Raw genomic sequence first — 22,031 nt, forward strand, 5'->3', positions numbered from 1 at the left:
CGGTCAGGTTCTATCGTTATGGTCAGTGAATCACATGCAGTTCGTAGCGGGCATCCGCGCGATCGCGGTCGGCATCGCGCGTGCAGAGGAATGCGTCCCAGCCGAGGCGCGCGCCGTTGCTCAGGAGCGCCGGCCCAACCGCCTCGCGGCGAAGTACCAGCGACACTTCGTACTCCAGCGTAATACCGGCGAGCAGCGTCAGCATGCGTTCGAGTGCAACGGCGCGATCCGCCCCCGGCAGGAATGCTTCGTAATCGGCTTTACCAAGCGGGCCGATCACGAGCCGCGCCCGCATGTCGCGCTGCCAGACGCGCTCGCCCGCCAGCGCAGTGGCGCCGAGCGTCGCGTTGACGCTGCCCAGTACCGTCAATTGATCGCGCGGCACGTCGTACCATTTGCCGACAAACTGTTCGACGCGCACAGGAACCTTGAAGTAGTCCGACAGCGTGCGTTGCAAATAAGCTGCCGACACCGGTCTGTGTCGCGCGGGCAATGCGTAACCGGCAATCGCTTCGTCGAATAGCGCGCCGTCGCCGCTTTGCAGGCTGCTGCGCGTGTCGTTGTCGGCCACGCCCGCAAGCGCGAGCAGCAATGGCAAATAGCGCTCGTCGCGATCCAGTTCGTAATGAAACGGCAAACGGTACTTCTTCCACGCCGCATAAAAGAGCGCGGTGGCGCGATTCGAAAATACATCGAAGAACTCGCGCGCGGCACGGTCTCGCTTGATCTGCTCTCGCGCGATGATCTGCTCGGTGTAATGCAGCGGCAACGCACCTTGCCCGCCGAGCAAACCGAAAAACGCGGGGGTTATGTCGACTTTATCCAGTGAGCCCGCCTCGAGCGCCGTGGTGCGCTGCGCTTTTTCTTTTAGCGGCAAGCCTTCGTCGTCGTAGGATTGCGCGCCGTGAATTTCGCTCGGCGGAAACGACAGGGACAGCGAATTGCGAAAGGAAATGCGCTGCGCGACGATGTCGCCCGAACGCCCGACCGTAGATGGCGATTGCTGTGCGAACCACTTCTCGAGCAGACGCACCGCCTGAAAAAATTCAAAGCGGTGCGGCTCGTCGAGAAACTGCTCGACTACGCCAGGATCGATTCGCCGCTGCGCGGTTTGCATCGCAAGATCTCCTCGCCCGTGCGCTTCGACACGACGACCAGTTGCACAAAGCTGTTCAGATGCACGTACAGCCCGAAGAATGTGTCGATCACCCGCACGAACGACGCGAGACTCGTGCCGACGAAATGTTCTTCGTCGATCGTCAGGCGAATTTCTATGCCGCGCACGAAAGTGGCGAACGGTTTGCCCGGCAGCCATTGCACGGCTGCGCGCTGCTCGATTCCGACGAGCCCGTCGATATGCCGCGCCGATACCGCCGTGCGCCGCAAATCGTAGAGCACCAGCATTTCCTTCAACGCGGAAAGACCGCTATTCGCGAGCGACACGTGATTCAGCGCGAGATGCGAAATGAGCCGCCAGTGCGCCGCGCGCCCACGTTCGAAACGCACAGTCGGCGTGGGCCGGCGCAGCATCGTAATGTTGCCGGTCAGCGAGCCGCCTTCGAGAAACAGATCGCCGCCTTCCAGACCCACCGCGAGACCGGCGGGCAAATCGCGATTCGTACACGTCAGGTCGAGACTCAGCGTGTCGGTTTGCGGCGCGGCCGGTTCGAAGTCGATATCGACAATGGAGATTTCCGTCTCATAGCCGGGGCTTTTTTGCGCGACCCAGTCGTTGCGCCGTGCGAACCAGTAGTGTCCGGCGCGGGCCGCTTCACCGTGATGCAGCGAATAAAATGGCCGGAATTCAGTCACCGATTCCTGATGCGCCTGTTGCCTGACGAGCTTCACCGAATCGATCGAATAGACTTCGTAAGCGAATGCGCGGCGCGCTTCGGCGATCACCGGATAGGAGATCGCCTGATGATTCACGCGAATGGGTTCGCCGTGCTGTTCGAACAGATTGACCACCGGCGTGCAAAAGAGCCGCAGGTGATGTGCGGACAACGCATCGAGAAGCCGCGCGACATGCGAATCGCTGCGTACTTCCTTGAGCACGACGTGCAGTGTCAGACGCTGGCAGCGGCCCGCCGCACGCGTCATTGCCGCGAGATCGAAGTCGGCGAAATTGAATTTTTCCGGGAACGCAAAGTACTCGGTGAGAAGCCGGTAAGCCGGGTGCGATTTGGCGGGATAGTCGATTAGCGCGTCGTCTTCGTCAAAGCCTGCTTGCGCGAGCGGCGACGTGCGCAATGGCGTCCATACGCCGCGCCGGTCCGCTTCCACATACGTGGCCATTGCATTGACGAACAGGCAATCCGCGAGCGCCGCAATGAACGACTGCTCGCCGTGCAGATGCGCGCGCAAGGTACTGACTTTCAACGCGGACAGATCGAGTTGCGCAGCAGTCGATTCGAAAGTGATCGACACAATGGCGGTTGCATTGCCGGGCAATACCGTCGCGCTCGGCGCCATCGCCACTGACGTGTACTTTGCCTCCGAAATGCGAACCGGCGCGAGCGTGACGTCGTACGCGGTACGGAAACGGCATTGCACGCCGCGAATGGGCCGCGATTTGAGTTCCGTGCCGCGCTCTATCGTAACGGGCTCGGTCAGATGACTCAGCGCCGCGGACGTGCCCAGTTGCGCGATCGAGCATGAAGGAAATGGCCGCAGATAGTGCGGATACAACACTTCCAGCAGCGCTTCGGTGAATTCGGGGTAATCGTCGTCGAGTTTCTTGTTGATGCGCGCGCCGAGCAATGCGAACGATTCGATCATCCGCTCGACGTGCGGATCTTCGCAATGCTCGCCGGACATCGCCAGACGCGCCGCGATCTTCGGATAGCGCTCCGCGAAATCGCGCGAATAGCGCCGCAGAAATGACAGTTCGCGCTCGTAATACGGCAGCAATTCTTCCATCGATCTATCCCCGAACCCGAACCCTCTACGCCTGAACTAATGCCGCCGTTGCGCGTCGCGGCGGCGCTCAGGCGGTATTGAAGCCAAGCGTATTAAACAAAACAGCGTCTACAGTTTCGCGCGTGCGCGCGTCACCGAGTATTGCAATGTGGACGGCTGCAACATCGCATCGAAACTGACCGGTTCTTCTGCCGGATGAACGACCAGCAACGCCTGAATCGCGAAATAAAGCGCGTTGGTCGATTGTTCGTTCAGTTCGAGTGTGACCGATACCTGCTGCAAGCGCGGCTCATGCCGTGCAATGGCCTGCTGAATCGATTTGCAAATGAACGTGCGGTCATAGTGACTCGCGAGACTCAAACCCGCGAAGTCGTTCAGACCATAGGTCAGCACCGAGCGCTGACATTCGGGCAAGGCCGCGAGTTCATGCTCGGTCAGCGCAATTCGCGTGTTGAGAATCGCCTCGACGTCGCGCGCGACGGTGGCCTTCAGTTCCTCCAACGACAATTGCCGCATCGCCGGTGAAGCCGGCAGATGCGGTTCGTCGTCGAACAGCTTGTCGAGAAAGCTGGGCTCGAAGCGTTTCATCGGCGTCCGAAGAAGCGGTTCATGACAGGCGCACGCCGCGCGCGCCAACCTTTTCAGGAAATGCGCGCCGCGGCGTGCGCCTCTGCATTACACCGCGTACGTCTTGTCGTTCTTCGTCAGGCTCCACGCGCCTTGCGCATTGCCGCCCTGATTGCCGCCGATCTTCTGCTGCGTGTACTTCCACTGCACCGCGGCGTACTTCAGCGAGAACTGCTCGCTCGGCAATCCTTCGCCGACGACGCTCGGCGTCACGCTCGAAATGATCACGTACTTCAGCTTCACTTCCAGGTACTTGATGCGATTGCCTTCGCCGTCCGAACGCATGAAGTCGATGGTGACTTCGTCGAACGTCGTGCCGCCCGATGCATGCTGATAAATCAGCGGGCTCACCACGTCGATGTCTTTCGTGAACTGCATGTCGGCGTGTTCGCAACGCTCGGACGTATGACCGCCCGCCGTCGAAGCCGTCGCCGAACGCGGTTGCGTGATGGAGTGGCTCCACGAATCGATCTCGATCCAGCCAGCGTGATCTTTATCGGCAGACTCGCCTTTGATCGCCGGATTGCCGAATTTTAAATAGATGTCCTTCATAACTCATCGACTCCCCAAAGAGGTGGTTTTAACAGCTACCCCGGGCGGCCCGCCCGGGTATTCTGACTTCGTTTATGAATTGGCCGGTTTCGGCAGATCGGCGACGAGCCGCAAGGAAATGGACAATTCGTCGAGCTGGAAATGTGGGCGCAGGAACGCCACGGACCGATAAACACCCGGCTTGCCAGGAATCTCCGAGACCTGGATCGATGCTTCACGCAGCGGGAACTGCGCTTTCTGCTCCTGAGTCGCGTTGTCATCCAGCAGCACGTACTGCGAGATCCAGCGGTTCAGGAAAACTTCCACATTCTGCGCGGATGCAAAGCTGCCGATCTTGTCGCGCATCATCGCCTTCAGGTAATGCGCGACGCGCGATACCGAGAAGATGTACTGCAATTGCGCAGAGAGAACCGCATTGGCATTCGCGCTGTCGGTGCTGTATTTCTTGGGTTTCTGCACCGATTGCGCGGCGAAGAACGCGGCATAGTCGGAGTTCTTGCAATGCACGAGCGGAATAAAACCGAGGTCGCTCAGTTCTTTTTCGCGGCGGTCCGTAATGGCGATTTCGGTCGGGCACTTCAGCGCGATTTCGCCGTCGTCGGTCTTGAACGTGTGTGTCGGCAGATCTTCGACAAGACCGCCGCCTTCCACGCCGCGAATGGCGGCGCACCAGCCGAAGTCGTCGAATGCGGCCGTGAGACGTGCGGCGAATGCCCATGCCGCGTTACACCACAGGTACTTGCTGTGATCCGTGCCGTCCACGTCCTCGACGAAATTGAAGCCTTCTGCGGTGGCGCCGTCTTTCGGGTTGAACGGCAAGCGGCCGAGAAAACGCGGCAGCGTGAGGCCGACGTAGCGCGAGTCTTCCGAGTCGCGGAACGACTTCCATTTTGCGTATTCGACGGTATCGAATACCTTGCCGAGATCGCGCGGCTTGCCGAGATCGGCAAACGTTTCAAGGCCGAGCAATTCAGGCGACGCCGATGCGATAAACGGCGCATGTGCGGCTGCCGCAACATGCGACATCTGCTCGATGAAGTACACGTCTTCCGGCTGACGCGTGACTTCGAAGTCGCCGATGATCGCGCCGAACGGCGAGCCGCCGAACGTGCCGAACTCTTCTTCGTAAATCTTCTTGAAGAGCGCGCTCTGATCGAATTCGATCGCGGTCTTGAAGTCGCGCACGAGGTCGCGCTTGGGCGCATGCAGCGCCTTGATCTTGACCGTCGAACCGGTGTTGCTCTCCTTGCACAGATAGTCGAGCCCGCGCCACGTGCTTTCCATGCGCTGGAATTCCGGCGCGTGCATCACCGCGCTCAATTGCGCGGAAATGAGCCGGTCGAGTTCGGCAACGCGCGCGTCGATCGTGGCCGACAGATTGTCGGAGACCACCACCGTGCCGTCGAGCACCTCGCGCACGAGTTCGCCGATCAGGTCTTTCGCGCGCGCATGCTCGGAATCGGACTTCGCCACGCGGCTTTTCTCGACGATCTCGTCGAGCAGCGTGGATTCCGTACCGCTTTGCGCGGTAGCGAGTTGGGCTGCCGCCGTTTGCTGGTTCATCTCACACCCCGTGCTTATTCGCCTTGCTTGTCTTGATCCGGCGCGCCGCCGTCCCGGTTCGCCGCATTGCTCTGGTCTTTCGCCAGCGTCTGCAACTGCTGCGTGTTGTTCAATACTTCGGACAGCAGATCTTCGAGCTTGTCGTTGCCGGCCAGCTTGTTGCGCAGATCGGCGAGCTTCGAACGCGCTTCGAGCAGACGCCGCAGCGGGTCGATTTGCGCAACCACTTCGTCCGGACTGAAATCGGCCATCGACTTGAAGCGCAGATCGACTGCGAATTTGCCGCCGGCTTCGCTCAGGCGGTTCTCGACCTGAAACGCCGCGCGCGGCTCGATCGCCTTCATCACGTCGTCGAAATTATCGCGGTCGATACTGACGAACTTGCGATCGCGCAGTTTGGGCTGCTCGACTTCGGACTGCCCCGCCAGATCGGCCACCACGCCGACGACGAACGGCAGCTCCTTCACTTCGATCGCATCGCCGCGCTCCACCTCATAGGTGAGCTGCACGCGGGGCGGCCGCACTTTCTGCAAGCGTTTCTGTATGCTTTCTTTCTTCGCCATCGTCGGCTCCCGAATGCTGATGGTGAGGCGTGAAGATCAGCGCAGCGCGCTGAACGGATCTGACGCGCCGCCGCTTTGCGCGGCCTTGGCGGGCGCTGCGGGCGCCGCAGGTGCGGGAGTGGGAGCGGCAGGAGCAGCCGGCGTGGCGGCAGGGGCCGCGGCGCTGGTGGTTGCTTCCGGCGCTTCCACGGCCTTGCTCTTCGTGACGCGGCGAATCACGCGCTTTTTCTTCTGAGCCTGCTTGTCGTTCGGGTCGGGCGGGAACAGCGTTGCCTCGCCGAGCGTGTCGCGCAACTGCTTGGCGAGCGCCTGCGCGTCCGACTTCGCATCGCCTGCGAGCGACGCGTCCTGACGCAACTCGCCCAGCGATTGCGTGGCGACGCGCAGGCCCGCGACGGCCAGCACGCTCTTTGCCTGACGATCCGTCTGGTCGCGCTGCAACGCTTCTTGCGCGGCGACGATAGCCTGCCCGTAATGACCTTGTGCGAACTGGATCTGCGCAATGCGCGACCACGGTTCTTCGCGCGTCGGATCGGATTTTGAAAGCTGCTGATAAAGCGCGATAGCGCGATCCTGATCGCCGCCTTTCGCCACTGTATCCGCGTCCGCGAGTTGCTTATTAAAAGCCTCCGGTGTGGTTGCCGCGTTGTTGCCCTGTGTCGCGCAACCGGCCATCACGCCGCAAGCCAACACTACCCCAGATAGTTTTACTAACAGACGGTCATTCATCGTTTTTCACCGACGTGCGATTTTTTAATTCAAGGGAGAAACCGGAGTTTTGCTTTGCTTCAAGTGCGCGGGTATAGTACAGGCCAAATTTCGATAATTCAACTTTCATGTGAAGAAGCATTGCACGAAAAAAATACGCGTGGATCTTTAAAACCAGGCGAGCAGAAATTGTTTCCTGGCGCAATAGTAGCAGCTTGGGCCTCGGCAAAAATTTCCACTGGCGGACCGAAAGATGCGCTCGGCATGGGCATTACATGCGCGTTGCATCGAGCGGCAGTAGAGCGGCAGTAAACGGCAGAAAGCGGCATTAGTTGCTGAAATCGCGCCGGAATGATTTCGTTATTGATGTTTAGACGGGGGACGGCGGCAGCCGGTCGATGTATATGAATTCGCGTCTTGTTCGCCATGCATCGCTATTGATCACTCACGCCGCCTTATGCGCCCTTCTGGGCGGTTGCGCCGCGGGCGTGACGGTGCTCGGAGCCGCTGCCAACGCGGCTTTGCAGGCAAGCGGCCTCGGTAAGCCGGAATTGCCGGACGCGCAGAAACCGCCGCGCAATGTCGCACTCACGTTATATGCGGCGCCCAATCTGAATGCCGCCAATGACAAACGGCCTTTGGCGCTGGTCGTGCGTCTTTACGCTTTGAAAGATCCGACTTCATTCCAGCAGGCGCCATTCGACGCATTTACCGATGTCGGCAAGGAAAAGACCACTCTTGGCGGCGATCTGCTCAGCGTGCGCGAAGTGACGCTAATCCCCGGCCAACGTTACGTTGTTACCGAAAAGGTGTCGCGTGAAGCGCAGGCATTGGGTATCGTCGCGCTATTCCGCGATCCCGCCATGCAGCGTTGGAAATTCGCCTTCGACCCGGCGAAGTCGGAGAAATCCGGCATAATGGTCGGCCTGCATAACTGTGCAATGACCGTGACCAACGGCACAGTGATCCCGCCGGAACAGGGATTGCCCGCACAGCCGCTGAATATGCTTTCTTCGGTTAGCTGCGGTTAAAGATGCCGGACCATCGATTTAACATTTTCTAGAGAATTAACAATGCGACGCCCGAATCGGGTTATTCCGGGCGCGCCGCACGCTGAACCCATATAACAGGTTTGACATGAGTTATTCCGCAAAAGTGCTCTGGGGAGAAGGCCTGTTTCTGAGGCCGCAGCATTTTCAGCGTCAGGACGCCTATCACGAGGCGCGCCTCTTCGAGTCGATCCAGGCCATCCAGCCGTACAACTGGGGCGTGCGCTCCGCGCGCTTCGACCGCGACGCGCTCGGCAGCAACGTGCTGCGCGTGAGCGAACTGTCGCTGGTGTTTCCCGACGGCGCGCTCTACTCCGCGCCGCAAGCGGACGACCTGCCGCCGCCCATCGCGCTCGACACGTTGCCCGACGGCATCAACGAATTCACGTTCTATCTCGCGCTGCATCCGCTGCGCGAGACAGGCGCCAACTATTCGCAGGACAGCAGCGCGGGCTTCGTCGCGCGCTACGTGAGCGAGCAGACGCCCGTCGCCGATCATTTCACCGACGCCGCCGAAGCCGACATCACGTTCCTCAAGACGAGCGTCAAGTTGATCGCTCATAGCGAGCCGCGCGATCAGTTGTTGTCGGTGCCGCTCGTGCGCGTGCGCCGCACGGCGACGTCGGGCTTCGAGATCGACGACAGCTTCGTGCCGCCGTGTCTCGCCATCGACGCGTCGCCGGTTCTGCATCAGCGGCTGCGCCAATTGATCGACGCGTTGCAGGCGAAGGTCAACGCGCTCTATGGTTTTCACCGCGAGCCGACCAAGAACATCATCGAGTTCCGTTCGGGCGACATCGCGTCGTTCTGGCTGCTGCACACGGCGAGCGCGGCGTTCGCTTCGCTTGCGCATCTGTATCAGCATTCGGCGCTGCATCCCGAGCGGCTCTTTCAGGAACTGCTGCGCCTGGCCGGCCAGTTGATGACGTTCTCGAAGGGCTATGCGCTATCCGATCTGCCGGCCTATCGTCACGACGATCCGGGCCCCGGCTTCGCGCGGCTCGACACGATCCTGCGCGATCTGCTCGAAACGGTGATCTCCACGCGCTACTTCGCGATCGCGCTCGAAGAAGTGCGTCCGTCGTTTCATGCGGGCCGGCTCGATTCCGGCAAGATCGACGACAAGACGATGTTCTACATTGCCGTGTCCGCCGACATGCCGACGGCCGAGCTCGTCGAAGCGGTGCCGGCACGCTTCAAGGTCGGCGCTCCCGACGACGTGGACAAGCTCGTGCTCTCGGCCATGCCGGGCGTGCGGCTCGTCTACACGCCGCAAGTGCCGCCCGCCATTCCCGTGCGACCCGGCGCGTGCTACTTCTCGTTCGAGCCGCGCGGCGGACTGTACGAACGCATGCTGCAGGCGCAATCGGCAATGATCTATGCGCCGTCGGGCATCAACGATCTTCAACTTGAACTGATCGCGGTCACATCATGAGCTACGCGCCTTCACTCTTTGGCGGCAGCACGCCTGCCGCGACGCCCGCTCCGGCGGCCGAGCCGAGCTATCAGGTCCGCTCGCTGCTCGACCTGCTGTACGACGGCTTCTTCATGCTGTTTCTTTTGAAGAACGGCCGCGAGCCGGGCGACGCGCATGAGTTTAGTCAACGCATTCAGCAGTTTCTCGGCGACTTTGAGCGTGGCGCGAAGAAGCTGAACGCATCGGCGGAAGATGTGTACGCATCGAAGTTTGCGTTCTGTGCGGCGATCGACGAGTCGGTGCTGTCGTCCAGCTTCAGCATCCGCACCGAATGGGAACGGCGGCCGCTGCAACTGGTGCTGTTCGGCGAGCAGCTCGCGGGCGAGAAGTTCTTCCAGTATCTCGAGGAATGCCGGGCGCAAGGCGCAGCGCGGCTGCAATCGCTGGAAGTGTTCCATATGTGCCTGCTGCTCGGTTTCCAGGGCAAGTATCTGCTCGAAGGACCGGAGAAGCTCGCGTATCTGACGGCGCGCATCGGCGATGAAATCGCGCATATGAAGGGCAAGCGCGCACCGTTCGCGCCGCATTGGCCGCTGCCCGATCAGGTCGCGCATCGTCTGAAGCGTGAAGTGCCGTTGTGGTCGATCGGCGCGGTTTTCGCGCTGGTTGGGTTGCTTGCGTATCTCGGCTTGAATACTTACCTGCGGGATCAGACGTTGCGCACGTTGGCGCCGTATTCGCAGGTGGTCAAGCTCGGGCCGCAATCGGCCACGCTGACGATTTCGCTGCCGTAACGCGGCAACGCGATAACGCGACGCGTCGCGTCGCTGGACAAAAAAATGGCCTGCATCGCGCAGGCCATTTTTCATTGCGCTAAAGAAGCCGGCAATGACAATTGCCGGCCGCTCGCATGTGCTTAACTTACTGCGACTCCTCCGCCCAAACAGCATTCTCACGCGCCATGAGCGCCGTCGACGCAGCCGGCCCGAACGTGCCCGCCGTATAGTTGCGCGGCCGCTCGCCGGACTTCGCCCATCCTTCGAGAATCGGCTCGGCCCAGGCCCACGCGGCTTCGAGTTCGTCGCGGCGCATGAAGTGCGTGAGGCGTCCGCGGATCACGTCGATCAGCAAACGCTCGTAGGCTTCCGCGCGACGCTCGCTGAACGCCTGCTGCAAATCGAGGTTCAGATTCACCGGCAGCATATGCATGCCGCTGCCCGGTTCCTTCGCGAGCACCTGAAGCTGGATCGACTCTTCCGGCTGCAACTGGATCACGAGACGGTTGCCGTAGTTGCGCCCGCCGCTCGGAATGATGGAGAACGGCAAGTCGGAGAATTCGATGACGATCTCCGACACCTTCTTCTGCATGCGTTTGCCGGTGCGCAGGAAAAACGGCACGTTGGCCCAGCGCCAGTTGTTGATATGCGCGCGCAACGCGACGAAGGTCTCGGCGCGGCTGCCGGCCGGCACATTCTCTTCCTGGAGGTAGCCCTTCACCGCCTCGCCGTCGACCGCGCCGGCCGTGTACTGGCCGCGCACGGTATCACGGGCGATGTCCTCGGGCGTCATGGGCCGCAGCGAGCGCAACACCTTGAGCTTTTCGTCGCGGACCGCATCGGGATCGAGCGACACGGGCGGCTCCATTGCAACGATGCACAGCAGTTGCAGCAGGTGGTTCTGCACCATGTCGCGCAGCGCGCCGGTCTTGTCGTAGAAGCCGGCGCGGCTGCCCACGCCGACCGTTTCCGCGACCGTGATCTGCACGCGCTTGATGTACGGCGCCTGCCACAGCGGCCCGAAAATCGGATTGCCGAAGCGCAGCACCATCAGGTTCTGCACCGTTTCCTTGCCGAGATAATGGTCGATCCGGTAGATCTGCGCTTCGTTGAAATGCTTGCCGACCGCGGTGTTGATCTCCTGCGCGGACGCGAGATCGTGACCGAGCGGCTTTTCGAGCACGACACGCGACTGGTCGTCCACGAGTTCCGCAGCCGAGAGGTTCTCGCAAATGTTCATGAACAGATCCGGCGACGTCGCCAGATAAAAGACGCGCCGCACGCCGTCGCGCGATGCTTCCCTCAGGCGCAGATAGTCGTCGGCCGAATCGACGTCCATGCGCACGTACTCGAACAGCGCGAGGAATTTGTCCCACGCGGCGGCATCGAACGCTTTCTTTTCGATGAAGGGCTTGGCCTTCTGCTCCATGAACTCGGCGATGTATTCCTCGCGCGACCAGGGTTTGCGCCCGATCGTGAGAATGCGCGTCTCGGGCGGCAGATTGCAATGCAGATGCGCCATGTACAGCGCGGGCAGCAGCTTGCGAAACGACAGGTCGCCGGTGCCGCCGAAGATGATCATGTCGAGCGGAAGCTCGGGAGTCGCAGAAGCGTGTTGAGTCGTCATAGCGCGGTCGCAGCGTGGTGAGAAGGAAGGCGTCGTCGGATGCCGAAGAACCAGCGACAACCGCTGGCCCTGGGCAAAGGCGGAAGAAGCCGATGCTGGGCCTGACGGCACCCATCGGCAGGTTTTTCCGGCAAACGCCTATGGTGCAACGTTTTGCGATTGTTTGCACGGCAACATGCGCCGCACGTTGGCGCAATATGCCAACGCGGGCGGCAAGGCGCTGTTTTTAAGGCGTTTTTCTGGCGCGAGCCTCTCGCTGTCGCTCGCTTATCCGCGCGACCACGCCTCGCGCGCGACGCGGCAGGCCGCCAGATCCCACGCCGCACAGCCGACGCTTTTGAAAACGATCGGTGTTTGGGCAGGCGCCCGAGCAGACGTGTCCAGCACCGAAGCAATGCCGCGCACGCTGGCCCAATCCACGCCGGCCTGGATGAAATCGCCGGCCTCGTGTTTCGCGCCCGCCTCGTCGTCGACGAAAAGCGCGCTGCCCGCAATGGTGCGCGCGCCGATCTCCACCATCTCGGGCGTGAACGCGCCGACGCCGATCACGAGGCGCCCCGCGCGCGCCGCCTCGTCGTAAACCGGCTGACGGCTCGTGGTCAGCGCAATCACCGTGTCGATCGATTCCGGCAGCGGCGCGTCGGGCTGCGCAAGCGGCTGCAACTCCGACACCTTGCCGCGATGCGCGGCGCAAAACGCCTCGGCGCGCGCCGGCGCACTGCCCTTCACCCAGACGCGCGCCTCGGGATAGAGCTCGCCGATCGCTTGCAGATGATTGAGCGCCTGCGTGCCCGTGCCGATCAGCAGAAACTCGCGCGGCCTGGCCGCGGCAAAGGTGGCGACGCCGAGCATCGACATGGCCGCGGTGCGGCGGCCGGTCACCGTCGGGCCGTCGAGGATGAAAAGCGTCTCGCCGGTGTCGGCGTCGAATGCCATCACCTGGCCGTGGATGGTCGGCAAGCCGCGCGGCCCGTTGCGCGGGCACACGTTGACCAGCTTGTGGATCGCGAGGTCCGGCGCGGTCGCGGGCATCGACAGCAGAACGCCGCCTTCATTGAGCGGCACGACGAGGCGCTCGGGACTCGCTATGCGCCGCTGCGCGTAGTCGATGCTGGCGCGCTTTAACGCGTCGACGAGCGCGGCGTACGGTGTGAGCCGCGCGGTCGCGTCGGCGTCGAAAATCTGCGTGGTCGGACGGGTCATGGGCGGGTAGGTGGTCGCAGTCGGAATAGCCGATTCTACGACGCGGGACGGCGTGCGCAGCGCATCACGGCGTGCCGCGCCGATGCGCGACGCGCTTCCCCGCGCGTCGCGCACGCTGTTTCGCTCAAAGCGGATTTATTGCGCCGCGGTCGACTTCCCGTCGCTGTCGCCGGACTTCTTGCCGCCTTTGAACATCGCGCGGCAAGGCGGACTCAGTTCGTCGACGTGCTGCTTCATGCACGCCGTGATCTTCGCCTTGTTCGGAATCTCGGACGCGCAAAAGTGCATGGCGTCGCCGCGGCAGGCCTTGGCCTGTTCATCGTGGGTGGCGGCATGCGCCGCGCCGACGGTGCTGAGTGCGACAAGGCTCGCGGCGAGCAGGGCTTGAGTTTTCTTCATGTCGGGTCCTGTATCGCAGATGTCGATACGGACGGTCGAGCAGAAAACGGGCCTGATCGGCAGCGGCTTGCCGCCGCTCAGCGCCCCGGCCAACTGAGCGTCATCCCGCGTCCGGCGTAGAACCGCGTCATCGTCGCGAACGGCAGATAGACGTCCGCCTGCTGCGGCCCGATGCCCGAAGGATTGTGAAACCACACGCCGCCGGCATCGCGTCCGTGCAGCAAAACGAGGTGCCCGCCCTGGCGCTGGTTCGGCTCGTCGGGATAGCGGATCTCCGGGCTCACCGACACGATGGCGAGCGTGCGCGCATCGAGACGCGCGGCGATTTCCTCAATGGACGCCTGCGGCAACACGTCGACGCGTACGCCGAACGCCTCCTGCACCCATGCCGCAAACGGACGATAGATCAGGCCGTCGACGCCGCCGTCATCCCGCATGCGATATACGCCGTGCCGCAACGCTTCGTCGAGCAGCGCGGCGCGCGGCGCGTGTTCGATACGCCAATAGTCGAGCGCCGATTCGAGGCACGTCAGCCCGCAAAGGCGCTTCGCCCAGAAACGGTAGCGCTGCGGGTCCGTGAAGCCGCTCGTCTGCCAGCCGGGATCGTCGCAAGGATCGGCTGCCCGCTCGACGATAGCGCGCACCCAGTCGGGGCTGCCCCACTGGGTGTAGTACGGAACTCCGGCGTGACGCAAAGTCGGTTCGTTCATGCTGACGTGATCGGAAGAATGCGGGCGGAGAAAATCGGCAGGCGCGCTCATAGCATGCTGCGAGGCCGCTGCATCGTGCCGTCGAAGAAACGCTGCAAACGGAACGCGGACAGGTCGAGCGACGGCTGCCCGCCGTCGTTGATCTCCGCGAGCAGCTTGCCGACGATCGGGCCCATCGCGAAACCGTGCCCGCAAAAGCCGGTGGCAATGGTCAGACCGCTGACTTGCGGCGGCGCGTCGATGACCGGAATGCCGTCGGGCAGCACATCGATCAGGCCGGCCCACGACTCGACCACCTGCGCGTCCTTCAACGCGGGAAAGAGCGCGCGCAGCTTCGCCAGCGCGCGCGGCGCGTGGCTCGTGTTCGGCTGCGGATGCGGATCGCGCGGATGCAGCACGCGCTCGCCGGGCGGCACGGCGCCCGGCAGACGCTCACGCAAGTCGCGCAGACACGCGCCGTTCAGATGAAAGCTGAACTTCTCGCGCTGACTCCAGAGCTCCGGCAGAAACCATTTGAGCGCACGAAAATGGCCGAGCGTCATGTCGACGTCGACCTGCATGTCGTCGGCGAGATTGATCGCCCCGTTCGCGCGCTGCCGCACGCCGAGCCCGTGGCCCCAGAAAGTCGACGCGCTCACATGCGGCAACGGATTCGTGCGCATGCAGGTGCCGCGCACCGCCTGCTGCGGCAGTTCGAGGCTCAGCGTCTTCAGCAGACGCCAACTGCTCGCGCCCGCGGCGCAAATGAAACGCGGCGTGCGGACCGTCCCGCGCTCGGTCACCACGCCTGCAATCGCACCGGCCGCGAGTTCCACGCCCAGTACGCCGCAACCTTCGAAAAAGAGCGCGCCGGCTTGCGCGGCCCGCGCCGCGAAAGCGGCGGCGGCGCGGCGCGGCTCGGCCTGGCCGTCGCTCGGCGTGTAGAGGCCGCCGAGCGCCGGGCCTTGCATGCCGGTCACCACCGCGTCGATCTGCTTGCGATCGAGCGTGCGCGTGTCGAGCCCGTGCTGCCGCGCGACGTCCATCCATTGCTGGAACGAGGTCCAGTCGTCCTCGTCGGTGGCGACATAGAGGCAACCGCCCTGACGCCACTCCAGATCGAAATCCAGTTCGCGCTCGAGGCTGGTCCACAGCGGAATGCCCGCCATCATCAGCGGAACTTCCGCCGATTCGCGGCCCTGCTGGCGCACGAAACCCCACGCTCGCGACGACTGCTGGCCGGCAATGCGCGACTTGTCGAGCACGACCACCGACAACCCGCGCCGCGTCAGATAGTAGGCCGCCGCGCAACCCATGATGCCGGCGCCGGCGATCACCACGTCGGCGTGGTGCGGAAACGGTTGGTCGGCGGAGGTGAAGCCGGCGTGCAGCGGATAGGTTGTCGTCATCGGGCAAGGAGGTTTTAAGCGCGGACATCATCTTCGCAGGACAGGCGGTTGCCTGCAACGCCGACCTGCGCAAAGCGCTGGAAAGCCCGTCCGCATTGAGTTTGGCGGACGGACGACGGAGCGTGAAAATTATCTGCAGGACGAATAAATGGCAAATATCCGTGTGGCAGATATTTTGCACGCGTATTCGTCTCGCGAATATTTGCCAAATATCCGCGAGACGAATAAAATGCATTTATTCGCCAAACGGATATTTGACATGCTGCATCTCATCGCCACCCCGAATCAGATTGCCCAGTTGCTTGCCGCGAGCAGACGGCAGGCAGGTCTCACTCAGGCGGAAGCCGCCGCGCGGGTGGGCGTGAGCCAAAGCCGCATTTCCACCTGGGAAACCGACGCAGCCGCGCTGACCGTGGCTCAACTGCTCGCGCTATGCGGCGCCTACGGGCTGCAGTTACAAATGCGCGACAAGAACAAGCCGGAGTTTGAGCCGGCGCCGTTGATCGAGTGGTGAGCATGACCCGCCCTACACATTCGCGCGCACTTTCCGTTTGGGCAAACGGCGAGCGCGTCGGCGTCTGGCGGATTCCGGCGCGCGGTCCAATGGAATTTTCCTACGACGCAGCGTGGATCGCCTCGCCTGCCGGCAGGCCGTTGTCGCTCTCGCTGCCTTTCGCGCCCGGCAACCTGGCGCACAAAGGGCCGCGCGTCCTCAATTACTTCGACAACCTGCTGCCCGACAGCGAGGTCATCAGAAAGCGCATCGCGCAGCGCTATCAGACCGAGACGCTCGACGCCTTCGATCTGCTGCAAGCCATCGGCCGCGATTGCGTGGGCGCGGTGCAGTTGCTGCCCGAAGACGACGTGCCGGAGCACGTCGACCGGATCGAAGGTACGCCGCTCTCGGAGGCCGAAATCGAGACCATGCTGACGCGCACGGTGAGCACGCCCACGCTCGGCGCGGCGGACCAAAGCGACGACGATTTCCGCATCTCACTCGCCGGCGCGCAGGAAAAAACCGCGCTGCTGTGGCACGAAGGACAATGGAAGCGGCCGCACGGCGCGACGCCCACCACGCATATCTTCAAGCTGCCGCTCGGACTCGTCGGCAACAAGCTGGCCGATCTCAGCACCTCGGTCGAAAACGAATGGCTGTGCCTGCGCATCCTGCGCGCCTACGGTTTGCCGGTCGCGAACACGGAAGTCGTGACGTTCGGCAAACAGCGCGTGCTGAGCGTCGAGCGCTTCGACCGGCAACTGCATTCGAGCGGGCAATGGCTGTTGCGCCTGCCGCAAGAGGATTTTTGCCAGGTGTACGGCGTGCCTTCGCATCGCAAGTATGAGAACGAAGGCGGTCCGGGCGTGCTCGATCTCGCGCGCGTTTTGCAGCAGTCGGTGGCGGCCGCGCAGGACATCGAAACGCTGCTCGCCAGCCAGATTCTCTTCTGGATGCTCGCCGCGCCGGACGGCCACGCGAAGAACTTCAGCATTCGCCTGCTCGCGGGCGGCCAATACCGGCTGACGCCGCTTTACGACGTCATGTCGATCTGGCCCGTCGAAGGCAGCGGGCCGAACCAGTGGTCGTGGTTCAAGGCGCGCCTCGCGATGGGCATGTGGTCGCGCAGCAAGCACGACGCGTTTCGCGACGTGCAGCGGCGCCACTTCAACACGATGGCGCTCAAATGCTCGTACGGCGCGAGCGCCGAACCGCTGATCGAGCGCCTCATCGAACAGACGCCGAACGTGATCGACCAGGTCTCGGCGGATTTGCCGGAACGGTTCCCGGCCAGGGTTGCCGAGCGGATCTTCAAAGGACTGAGGAACTCGGCGGCCAAACTCGCCAAGATGCCGGTGAACTGACGCCGTTCGCAAGAGCCCTGGGTGGATATGGCCCGGTTTCATCGGTAAAATGGGGTTATGCAAAGCGCATAACACAAAAAGCCGACCGCGATGTTTTTTGCGGTACATTTGCTGTCCCCCGCGTAGCTGCGTCGCGCCGTGTCCATGATGCATGGCCGCGTTACGCCTGCCGTATCGCCCACCACAGCCCTTTAAGACGGCGGATTCTCACGCAGTATGACCAACGAAACACACTCACCTGACTCCATCGCAGTCGCCGAGCGCGTGCGCGAGTTGATGAGCCGGCACGGAATCGGCAAGCGACAGCAAACCACAGAACTTTGCCGCATCCTCGATCTGAGCTTTTCGCAAGGGCACCGCAAGCTGCGCGGCAATAGCCCGTGGACGCTGTCGCAAATCAAGAAGGTCGCCGAGGTGTACGGCGAGCCCGCCGCGCAGCTCTTCGGCGCGCAGTCGCTCGACCCCGGCATGGTCGGCGCGATCGCGCAGGAAGCCGTGTTCTGCATCGGCGCGATCGAATTGCCGTGCACCGCCTGGGTGGGCGCGGCGCTGGAACCCGGCAGCCGCCCGGACTTCGTCGCCTACTCGAAGCTCGGCCAGTGGCGCGTCGCGCGGCACGACGGCGCGCTCTATCAAAGCGCGTACGAAGTCCACAAGATCGAGATCTATCCGCGCCGCGCCGAGACCGACAAGCCGACCATCGCCGTGGTCGACGACGATCACGCGAGCGCCGACAATCTGCGCGATTACCTCGAGCGCAGCGGCTTTGCCGCCGTGGCGATCTACGGACTCGCGGCCTTTGCCGAGCAACTGCAAACGCAGGTGTTCGACGGCATCGTGATCGACTGGCTGTTCGGTTCGCAAACCTCGGCGGCCGCGATTCGCGCGGTGCGGGCGTCGGAAAATCCTGACGCGCCGATCTTCGTTCTGACAGGCGAATTGCTGACCGGCAAGGCGAGCGAGTCGGAGATCAGCCAGGTGATCCGTAATTACGACGTCGCCTGCTATGAAAAGCCCGCGCGGATGGCGATTCTCGTCGCCGATCTGTCGAAACGGCTGAATCGGCCCTGAGGCAGTAGTCCTGCGCCTGGGCTTGTGCCCAGGCTTGTGGGCGCCCTCTCACGCGGTATGCCGCGAAGCCAGCGCGCGCTGCAATGCGTTGCGCAGATCGCCGTAATGTACTGGCTTTAATAACGCTTCAAAAAACGGCTGCGCGCCGCTTCTCTCTTCCTCCTGTTGTTCGCCGGGCTCCGGCGCATAAGCGCTGACCACGATCACCGGCACGCCTGACGACGGCCCGCCGCGCGCGGCGAGATCCGCGAGCAGCGCGTAGCCGTCGCGCCCCGGCATATGCAGGTCGAGCAGCACGACATCGCAGCGGCGCGCGTCGAGCCACGCGAGCGCATCGTCGGCGTTGGCGACGGCGTGCGCGTCGTAGCCCATGTGCGCGACCATCTCGCTGAGCGACTCGCGAATCAGCCGGTTGTCGTCGACGATCAGCACGCCTGGCCGCGCGTCGCCCGGCCCGGTTTGCGCCGCGGCGTCGCGCGAAGGCGCAGGCGCGACCGGCGTGACTGGAATCGTCACAGTGAAAGTCGTGCCCTCGCCCACCACGCTCGCGACTTCGACGGTGCCGCCAAAGAGCCGTACGAGTCCCTGCACGATAGTCAGGCCCATGCCCGCGCCTTCGAAGCGGCGCGTACGCGAACCGTCCAGTTGCGTGAACTCCTCGAAAATCAGCGGGATTTGCGCCTGGGGAACGCCCGGCCCCGTGTCGCTGACCACGAAGCTCAATAGCGCCGGCCGCTGCATCAGCTTCACGCGCACCGTGCCGGTTTCCGTGTAGCGGATCGCGTTGGTCACCAGGTTGTTGACGATCTGGCGAATGCGGTGCGGGTCGGAATCGACGAGACCCGTCACGCCGCTTGCCTCGCTTTCGAGCTTGAGGCCGCGCGAGGCCGCGGACATCGCATGTTCGTCGACGATCGACGCCAGCAACTCGCGCGGCTCGAAGTGCTCGTGACGCAGTTCGAGCTTGCCGGCGCCGAGCCGTGCGTAATCGGTCAGGTCCTTCATCTGCGCTTCGAGATGCCGCGCCGCGGTTTCGAGCCGCTGAATCACCTTGCGGTCGGCTTCGGAGTGATAGTTGAAGCCGAGCAGTTCGATCGACGACACGATCGCATGCAACGGCGTGCGCAGCTCGTGACTGATCATGCCGAGAAACGCGTCTTTCGCGAGACTCGCCTCGCGCGCGGCGCGGCTCGCCTGGTGCTCGGCCTGAAGCGCCGCGTGCTGCTGATGCATGAGACGCGTGCGGCGCCGGCCGTTGACCACGAGCAGCAACGTGGCCGCCGCGGACAGCAGCAGCAGGATCATGCCGCCGGCAAACAGCAGCCGGCGCTTGTCGATGAAGTCGCGGTTCATCGCTTCGCGGTCGGCGACATCGGCGAAACGGCGGCTCAGCGCGAGATCGTTGACTTCGTTCCAGTGCTGGCGCAATTGCGCGACGATGCGGTTGACGCCGCCCCGATCGGTCGGCAGCGCGGCGACGTCAGGCGCGAGACCGGCGAGCATGCGGTCGAGCGCGTGGATTTCATCCAGTTGCCGCTGCACCAGCGCGACCTGCGTGGTGAGCCGGCGCGTGGAGCCTTCCATCACATGCAACTTGGATTGCAGCAACTGATAGCGCAACGTGAGCCGCGGGTAATCGTCGTCGACGCCGGCCTGATACAGCAGCAACTGGTTCTCGAAGCGCGCGTAGGCGATCTGCAACTGCGCCGCGTCCCAGTAGAAGCCGTCGTAAGAGCCCGTCAGCGACTCGGTCGTGTCGGGATTGAGCAGGTTTGCGTAGAGCAGATAGCCGATCGCGCCGGCGGGCGCCGCAAGCGCGGTGAGCCAGATCAGCACATAAAAAAACCGGCGCCCAGGACGGCGCTTTATTTGACGATGAGTGCCTTGATCTGCCATACGAATTTCGAATCGCCCGAGGCGCCCGCGAGTTCATCGGGGAACGCATCGCGCGGGTAGATGAGAAACAGCGGACCGAAGTCGCTGATTTTTAGACGCCGGCCGTTGATGCTGTACGCCAATACAACGCCGTAGCGGTCGCAATCGGATACGGGCACCGTGTACGTATAGTCGTCGAGCGTGTGGATCTCGATCTGCGTGCCGTACGCGCCGACCGTCTTCAGAATATCCGCCAGCAGCGGTCCTGTGAAGCTCGAACGCGGCGTCCAGGTAGTCGAGGTGGTGATCGAACGGGCCGGCAGCGCCAGCAGTTGCGCCTCGTCGAAGTGATAGGAACGGTGCGCGGCGTCGTTGGTCTTGCCGATTTTTCCCGTGACGTCGAGCGCGAGCGCCGTCGCGTCCGTCTGCGCCTGCACGCTCCACGCGGTCAGCGCGAGGATCAACCCCATTGCCCAGCGCACGCTCGCAGGCGCGCCGAATCCTCGTTGCACTGTTGCTGTCGCTTTGGTCATTTCTTTTTATCCGTAGCTGTTCTTTTGCGGCGCCGCCGCCCTCGCGGAACGCAGCGCCCCGGCTTGCCGTAACGCGCATCACCCCGACGCGCGATTGCCGAACGGCATGCATAATATGTCAAAATTCTTTGCAGGAAAAAACGAAGGCTCGCCAAAGCGCCCTTCGCTAGCGCGTCGCGCCGCTGGGCGGCCGCCTTCTCACTCGCGTTAAGCGACTCAACGAGCGTTATGAACAAGCCGGTTTTGCCCCTCACGTACGAGCAACTCGATCACTGGATTGAATCGCTGCAACCCGCGTTGCTCGCCGAAGGTTTTGCGATGGCAATCGGCATTCTGCGCGGCGGTGCGCCGCTCGCGCTGATGGTTTCGCATTCGGCCGGCGCGCCGGTTGCGTTTCTGCGCTACGACCGCGCGTCGCGCAAGGTCGCGTGGGACTCGACGCTGCCGATTCCGCCCGCCGGCTCGAAGGTGCTGCTGTGCGAGGACATTGCGGGACGCGGTTTTACGCTCGTCGATTGCATCGCGTTCCTTGAGCAACATGGCCTTGTGGTAAGGACGCTGACCGGCGCGGTCGACGACCTGAGCCGCACGCAGCCCGACTACGCGATCGACGCACGCGGCTACTTCGCGCTATTTCCGTGGGAGCGCCAGGCCTACACGCAGCGTTATCGCGACGACTGGGCGCGCGTTGAAGCCGGCGAAGCGCCCGCGATGGCGGACGACCATCACTACGCAACCTACGCAATCGATCTCGACGGCATTCTGCTTCCCGACGTGCCGCTCGCGCGCTACGACGAAGACCTCGCTGCCGCACTGCTCGAACGCGACGCGCTGCTGCCCTTCGAAGTGCTGCCGGGCATCGACCTGCAACGCGTTCGCACGATCATCACCGGCCGGCCGGAAACGGACCGCGCGCGTACCGAGGCCTGGCTCGAGCGGCATGGCTTCGACCATATGCAACTGGTGATGCGCGTGCCCGGCACGCACGACGAAAGCCCGGCCGGCGCGGCCGCGCATAAGGCGTCGGCGGCGCTGGCGGGCGGCGTCACGCACTTTGTGGAAAGCGATCCGGTGCAGGCCTTGCTGATCGCGCAACAAGCGCCGCTGTTGCGCGTGATCTGGTGGGACGCGCACACGCGCAGCGGCATGCTGGTCGCCGCGCGCGCGTGGCCATGAACCTGCGCAACAGCT

General features: G+C 63.1%; 21 protein-coding genes. 7 read left to right on the forward strand and 14 right to left on the reverse strand.

All coding sequences use genetic code 11. From position 1 onward, the window contains the following. Positions 1 to 22 precede the first annotated feature (22 nt). From tssG to CUJ91_RS25640, 7 genes are all read right to left on the reverse strand, one after another. The gene (gene tssG, locus CUJ91_RS25610; protein ID WP_006052920.1) at positions 23 to 1,117 is read right to left on the reverse strand and encodes a type VI secretion system baseplate subunit TssG; all 1,095 of its coding nucleotides are present in this window, start codon (positions 1,115 to 1,117) and stop codon (positions 23 to 25) included. Beyond that, the gene (tssF, locus tag CUJ91_RS25615; RefSeq protein ID WP_107710357.1) at positions 1,081 to 2,919 is read right to left on the reverse strand and encodes a type VI secretion system baseplate subunit TssF; all 1,839 of its coding nucleotides are present in this window, start codon (positions 2,917 to 2,919) and stop codon (positions 1,081 to 1,083) included. The genes tssG and tssF overlap by 37 nt, the downstream gene beginning before the upstream one ends. Positions 2,920 to 3,027: 108 nt before the next feature. After that, positions 3,028 to 3,507 (reverse strand): type VI secretion system baseplate subunit TssE, encoded by a 480-nt coding sequence (tssE, locus tag CUJ91_RS25620; protein WP_006052922.1) that lies wholly within the window; start codon positions 3,505 to 3,507, stop codon positions 3,028 to 3,030. An 87-nt stretch (positions 3,508 to 3,594) separates the two neighbouring features. Further along, positions 3,595 to 4,098 carry an Hcp family type VI secretion system effector gene (locus tag CUJ91_RS25625; RefSeq protein WP_006052923.1) on the reverse strand — a complete coding sequence of 168 codons (504 nt, stop codon included), beginning with the start codon at positions 4,096 to 4,098 and terminating at the stop codon, positions 3,595 to 3,597. A 72-nt stretch (positions 4,099 to 4,170) separates the two neighbouring features. After that, on the reverse strand, positions 4,171 to 5,661 hold the full coding sequence (gene tssC, locus CUJ91_RS25630) for a type VI secretion system contractile sheath large subunit (RefSeq protein ID WP_006052924.1): 1,491 nt from the start codon (positions 5,659 to 5,661) through the stop codon (positions 4,171 to 4,173). Between the two features lie 14 nt (positions 5,662 to 5,675). Then, a complete protein-coding gene (gene tssB / locus CUJ91_RS25635) occupies positions 5,676 to 6,224 on the reverse strand; it encodes a type VI secretion system contractile sheath small subunit (RefSeq protein ID WP_006052925.1) in 549 nt (182 codons plus the stop codon). Between the two features lie 36 nt (positions 6,225 to 6,260). Continuing rightward, positions 6,261 to 6,953, reverse strand: coding sequence for a tetratricopeptide repeat protein (locus CUJ91_RS25640; protein ID WP_006052926.1), 693 nt, complete (start codon positions 6,951 to 6,953; stop codon positions 6,261 to 6,263). A 383-nt stretch (positions 6,954 to 7,336) separates the two neighbouring features. On the opposite strand from CUJ91_RS25640, the gene tssJ reads away from it, so the two are divergent. The 3 genes from tssJ (at position 7,337) to icmH (ending at position 10,192) form a co-directional block, all read left to right on the forward strand. Next, the gene (gene tssJ / locus CUJ91_RS25645) at positions 7,337 to 7,963 is read left to right on the forward strand and encodes a type VI secretion system lipoprotein TssJ (protein ID WP_029968704.1); all 627 of its coding nucleotides are present in this window, start codon (positions 7,337 to 7,339) and stop codon (positions 7,961 to 7,963) included. A gap of 106 nt (positions 7,964 to 8,069) precedes the next feature. Beyond that, positions 8,070 to 9,416 (forward strand): type VI secretion system baseplate subunit TssK, encoded by a 1,347-nt coding sequence (gene tssK / locus CUJ91_RS25650; protein WP_029968702.1) that lies wholly within the window; start codon positions 8,070 to 8,072, stop codon positions 9,414 to 9,416. Further along, positions 9,413 to 10,192: a type IVB secretion system protein IcmH/DotU gene (gene icmH, locus CUJ91_RS25655; protein ID WP_029968700.1), complete on the forward strand. Its 780-nt coding sequence runs from the start codon at positions 9,413 to 9,415 to the stop codon at positions 10,190 to 10,192. Before tssK ends, icmH begins: the two co-directional genes overlap by 4 nt. A gap of 127 nt (positions 10,193 to 10,319) precedes the next feature. On the opposite strand, the gene zwf is transcribed toward icmH, so the two are convergent. From zwf to CUJ91_RS25680, 5 genes are all read right to left on the reverse strand, one after another. Then, positions 10,320 to 11,801, reverse strand: a complete 1,482-nt coding sequence (gene zwf / locus CUJ91_RS25660; RefSeq protein ID WP_029968698.1) for a glucose-6-phosphate dehydrogenase — start codon at positions 11,799 to 11,801, stop codon at positions 10,320 to 10,322. A 267-nt stretch (positions 11,802 to 12,068) separates the two neighbouring features. Next, positions 12,069 to 13,004 (reverse strand): bifunctional Delta(1)-pyrroline-2-carboxylate/Delta(1)-piperideine-2-carboxylate reductase, encoded by a 936-nt coding sequence (gene lhpI, locus CUJ91_RS25665; protein WP_053860854.1) that lies wholly within the window; start codon positions 13,002 to 13,004, stop codon positions 12,069 to 12,071. Positions 13,005 to 13,139: 135 nt separating this feature from the next. Further along, a complete protein-coding gene (locus CUJ91_RS25670; protein WP_006053215.1) occupies positions 13,140 to 13,403 on the reverse strand; it encodes a hypothetical protein in 264 nt (87 codons plus the stop codon). A 77-nt stretch (positions 13,404 to 13,480) separates the two neighbouring features. Further along, positions 13,481 to 14,113 carry a C39 family peptidase gene (locus tag CUJ91_RS25675; RefSeq protein ID WP_044022070.1) on the reverse strand — a complete coding sequence of 211 codons (633 nt, stop codon included), beginning with the start codon at positions 14,111 to 14,113 and terminating at the stop codon, positions 13,481 to 13,483. A gap of 47 nt (positions 14,114 to 14,160) precedes the next feature. Next, on the reverse strand, positions 14,161 to 15,501 hold the full coding sequence (locus tag CUJ91_RS25680; RefSeq protein WP_006053217.1) for an NAD(P)/FAD-dependent oxidoreductase: 1,341 nt from the start codon (positions 15,499 to 15,501) through the stop codon (positions 14,161 to 14,163). 259 nt (positions 15,502 to 15,760) lie between these two features. Between CUJ91_RS25680 and CUJ91_RS25685 the strand changes: the two genes are divergently transcribed. The 3 genes from CUJ91_RS25685 to CUJ91_RS25695 all read left to right on the forward strand — a co-directional run bounded on the left by CUJ91_RS25685 (position 15,761) and on the right by CUJ91_RS25695 (position 18,432). Next, complete coding sequence (locus CUJ91_RS25685; RefSeq protein ID WP_029968691.1) at positions 15,761 to 16,015, forward strand: helix-turn-helix domain-containing protein; 255 nt, start codon at positions 15,761 to 15,763, stop codon at positions 16,013 to 16,015. A 2-nt stretch (positions 16,016 to 16,017) separates the two neighbouring features. Next, positions 16,018 to 17,361 (forward strand): type II toxin-antitoxin system HipA family toxin, encoded by a 1,344-nt coding sequence (locus CUJ91_RS25690; protein WP_114157472.1) that lies wholly within the window; start codon positions 16,018 to 16,020, stop codon positions 17,359 to 17,361. Between the two features lie 216 nt (positions 17,362 to 17,577). After that, a complete protein-coding gene (locus CUJ91_RS25695) occupies positions 17,578 to 18,432 on the forward strand; it encodes a helix-turn-helix domain-containing protein (protein ID WP_006053220.1) in 855 nt (284 codons plus the stop codon). Between the two features lie 48 nt (positions 18,433 to 18,480). On the opposite strand, the gene CUJ91_RS25700 is transcribed toward CUJ91_RS25695, so the two are convergent. Then, positions 18,481 to 20,328, reverse strand: a complete 1,848-nt coding sequence (locus tag CUJ91_RS25700; RefSeq protein ID WP_006053221.1) for an ATP-binding response regulator — start codon at positions 20,326 to 20,328, stop codon at positions 18,481 to 18,483. Continuing rightward, positions 20,298 to 20,840 (reverse strand): putative pterin-binding protein, encoded by a 543-nt coding sequence (locus tag CUJ91_RS25705; protein ID WP_006053222.1) that lies wholly within the window; start codon positions 20,838 to 20,840, stop codon positions 20,298 to 20,300. Before CUJ91_RS25705 ends, CUJ91_RS25700 begins: the two co-directional genes overlap by 31 nt. 228 nt (positions 20,841 to 21,068) lie before the next feature. On the opposite strand from CUJ91_RS25705, the gene CUJ91_RS25710 reads away from it, so the two are divergent. Next, complete coding sequence (locus tag CUJ91_RS25710; protein ID WP_114157473.1) at positions 21,069 to 22,016, forward strand: phosphoribosyltransferase; 948 nt, start codon at positions 21,069 to 21,071, stop codon at positions 22,014 to 22,016. Positions 22,017 to 22,031: the final 15 nt, after the last annotated feature.

Source organism: Paraburkholderia graminis, assembly GCF_003330785.1.
Taxonomy (GTDB): domain Bacteria; phylum Pseudomonadota; class Gammaproteobacteria; order Burkholderiales; family Burkholderiaceae; genus Paraburkholderia; species Paraburkholderia graminis.

Bases quoted from the DNA above. Each gene is read 5' to 3' on its own strand.
- tssG (WP_006052920.1), bottom strand. From the start codon at position 1,117: ATGCAAACCGCGCAGCGGCGAATCGATCCTGGCGTAGTCGAGCAGTTT.
- tssF (WP_107710357.1), bottom strand. From the start codon at position 2,919: ATGGAAGAATTGCTGCCGTATTACGAGCGCGAACTGTCATTTCTGCGG.
- tssE (WP_006052922.1), bottom strand. From the start codon at position 3,507: ATGAAACGCTTCGAGCCCAGCTTTCTCGACAAGCTGTTCGACGACGAA.
- CUJ91_RS25625 (WP_006052923.1), bottom strand. From the start codon at position 4,098: ATGAAGGACATCTATTTAAAATTCGGCAATCCGGCGATCAAAGGCGAG.
- tssC (WP_006052924.1), bottom strand. From the start codon at position 5,661: ATGAACCAGCAAACGGCGGCAGCCCAACTCGCTACCGCGCAAAGCGGT.
- tssB (WP_006052925.1), bottom strand. From the start codon at position 6,224: ATGGCGAAGAAAGAAAGCATACAGAAACGCTTGCAGAAAGTGCGGCCG.
- CUJ91_RS25640 (WP_006052926.1), bottom strand. From the start codon at position 6,953: ATGAATGACCGTCTGTTAGTAAAACTATCTGGGGTAGTGTTGGCTTGC.
- tssJ (WP_029968704.1), top strand. From the start codon at position 7,337: ATGAATTCGCGTCTTGTTCGCCATGCATCGCTATTGATCACTCACGCC.
- tssK (WP_029968702.1), top strand. From the start codon at position 8,070: ATGAGTTATTCCGCAAAAGTGCTCTGGGGAGAAGGCCTGTTTCTGAGG.
- icmH (WP_029968700.1), top strand. From the start codon at position 9,413: ATGAGCTACGCGCCTTCACTCTTTGGCGGCAGCACGCCTGCCGCGACG.
- zwf (WP_029968698.1), bottom strand. From the start codon at position 11,801: ATGACGACTCAACACGCTTCTGCGACTCCCGAGCTTCCGCTCGACATG.
- lhpI (WP_053860854.1), bottom strand. From the start codon at position 13,004: ATGACCCGTCCGACCACGCAGATTTTCGACGCCGACGCGACCGCGCGG.
- CUJ91_RS25670 (WP_006053215.1), bottom strand. From the start codon at position 13,403: ATGAAGAAAACTCAAGCCCTGCTCGCCGCGAGCCTTGTCGCACTCAGC.
- CUJ91_RS25675 (WP_044022070.1), bottom strand. From the start codon at position 14,113: ATGAACGAACCGACTTTGCGTCACGCCGGAGTTCCGTACTACACCCAG.
- CUJ91_RS25680 (WP_006053217.1), bottom strand. From the start codon at position 15,501: ATGACGACAACCTATCCGCTGCACGCCGGCTTCACCTCCGCCGACCAA.
- CUJ91_RS25685 (WP_029968691.1), top strand. From the start codon at position 15,761: ATGCTGCATCTCATCGCCACCCCGAATCAGATTGCCCAGTTGCTTGCC.
- CUJ91_RS25690 (WP_114157472.1), top strand. From the start codon at position 16,018: ATGACCCGCCCTACACATTCGCGCGCACTTTCCGTTTGGGCAAACGGC.
- CUJ91_RS25695 (WP_006053220.1), top strand. From the start codon at position 17,578: ATGACCAACGAAACACACTCACCTGACTCCATCGCAGTCGCCGAGCGC.
- CUJ91_RS25700 (WP_006053221.1), bottom strand. From the start codon at position 20,328: ATGGCAGATCAAGGCACTCATCGTCAAATAAAGCGCCGTCCTGGGCGC.
- CUJ91_RS25705 (WP_006053222.1), bottom strand. From the start codon at position 20,840: ATGACCAAAGCGACAGCAACAGTGCAACGAGGATTCGGCGCGCCTGCG.
- CUJ91_RS25710 (WP_114157473.1), top strand. From the start codon at position 21,069: ATGAACAAGCCGGTTTTGCCCCTCACGTACGAGCAACTCGATCACTGG.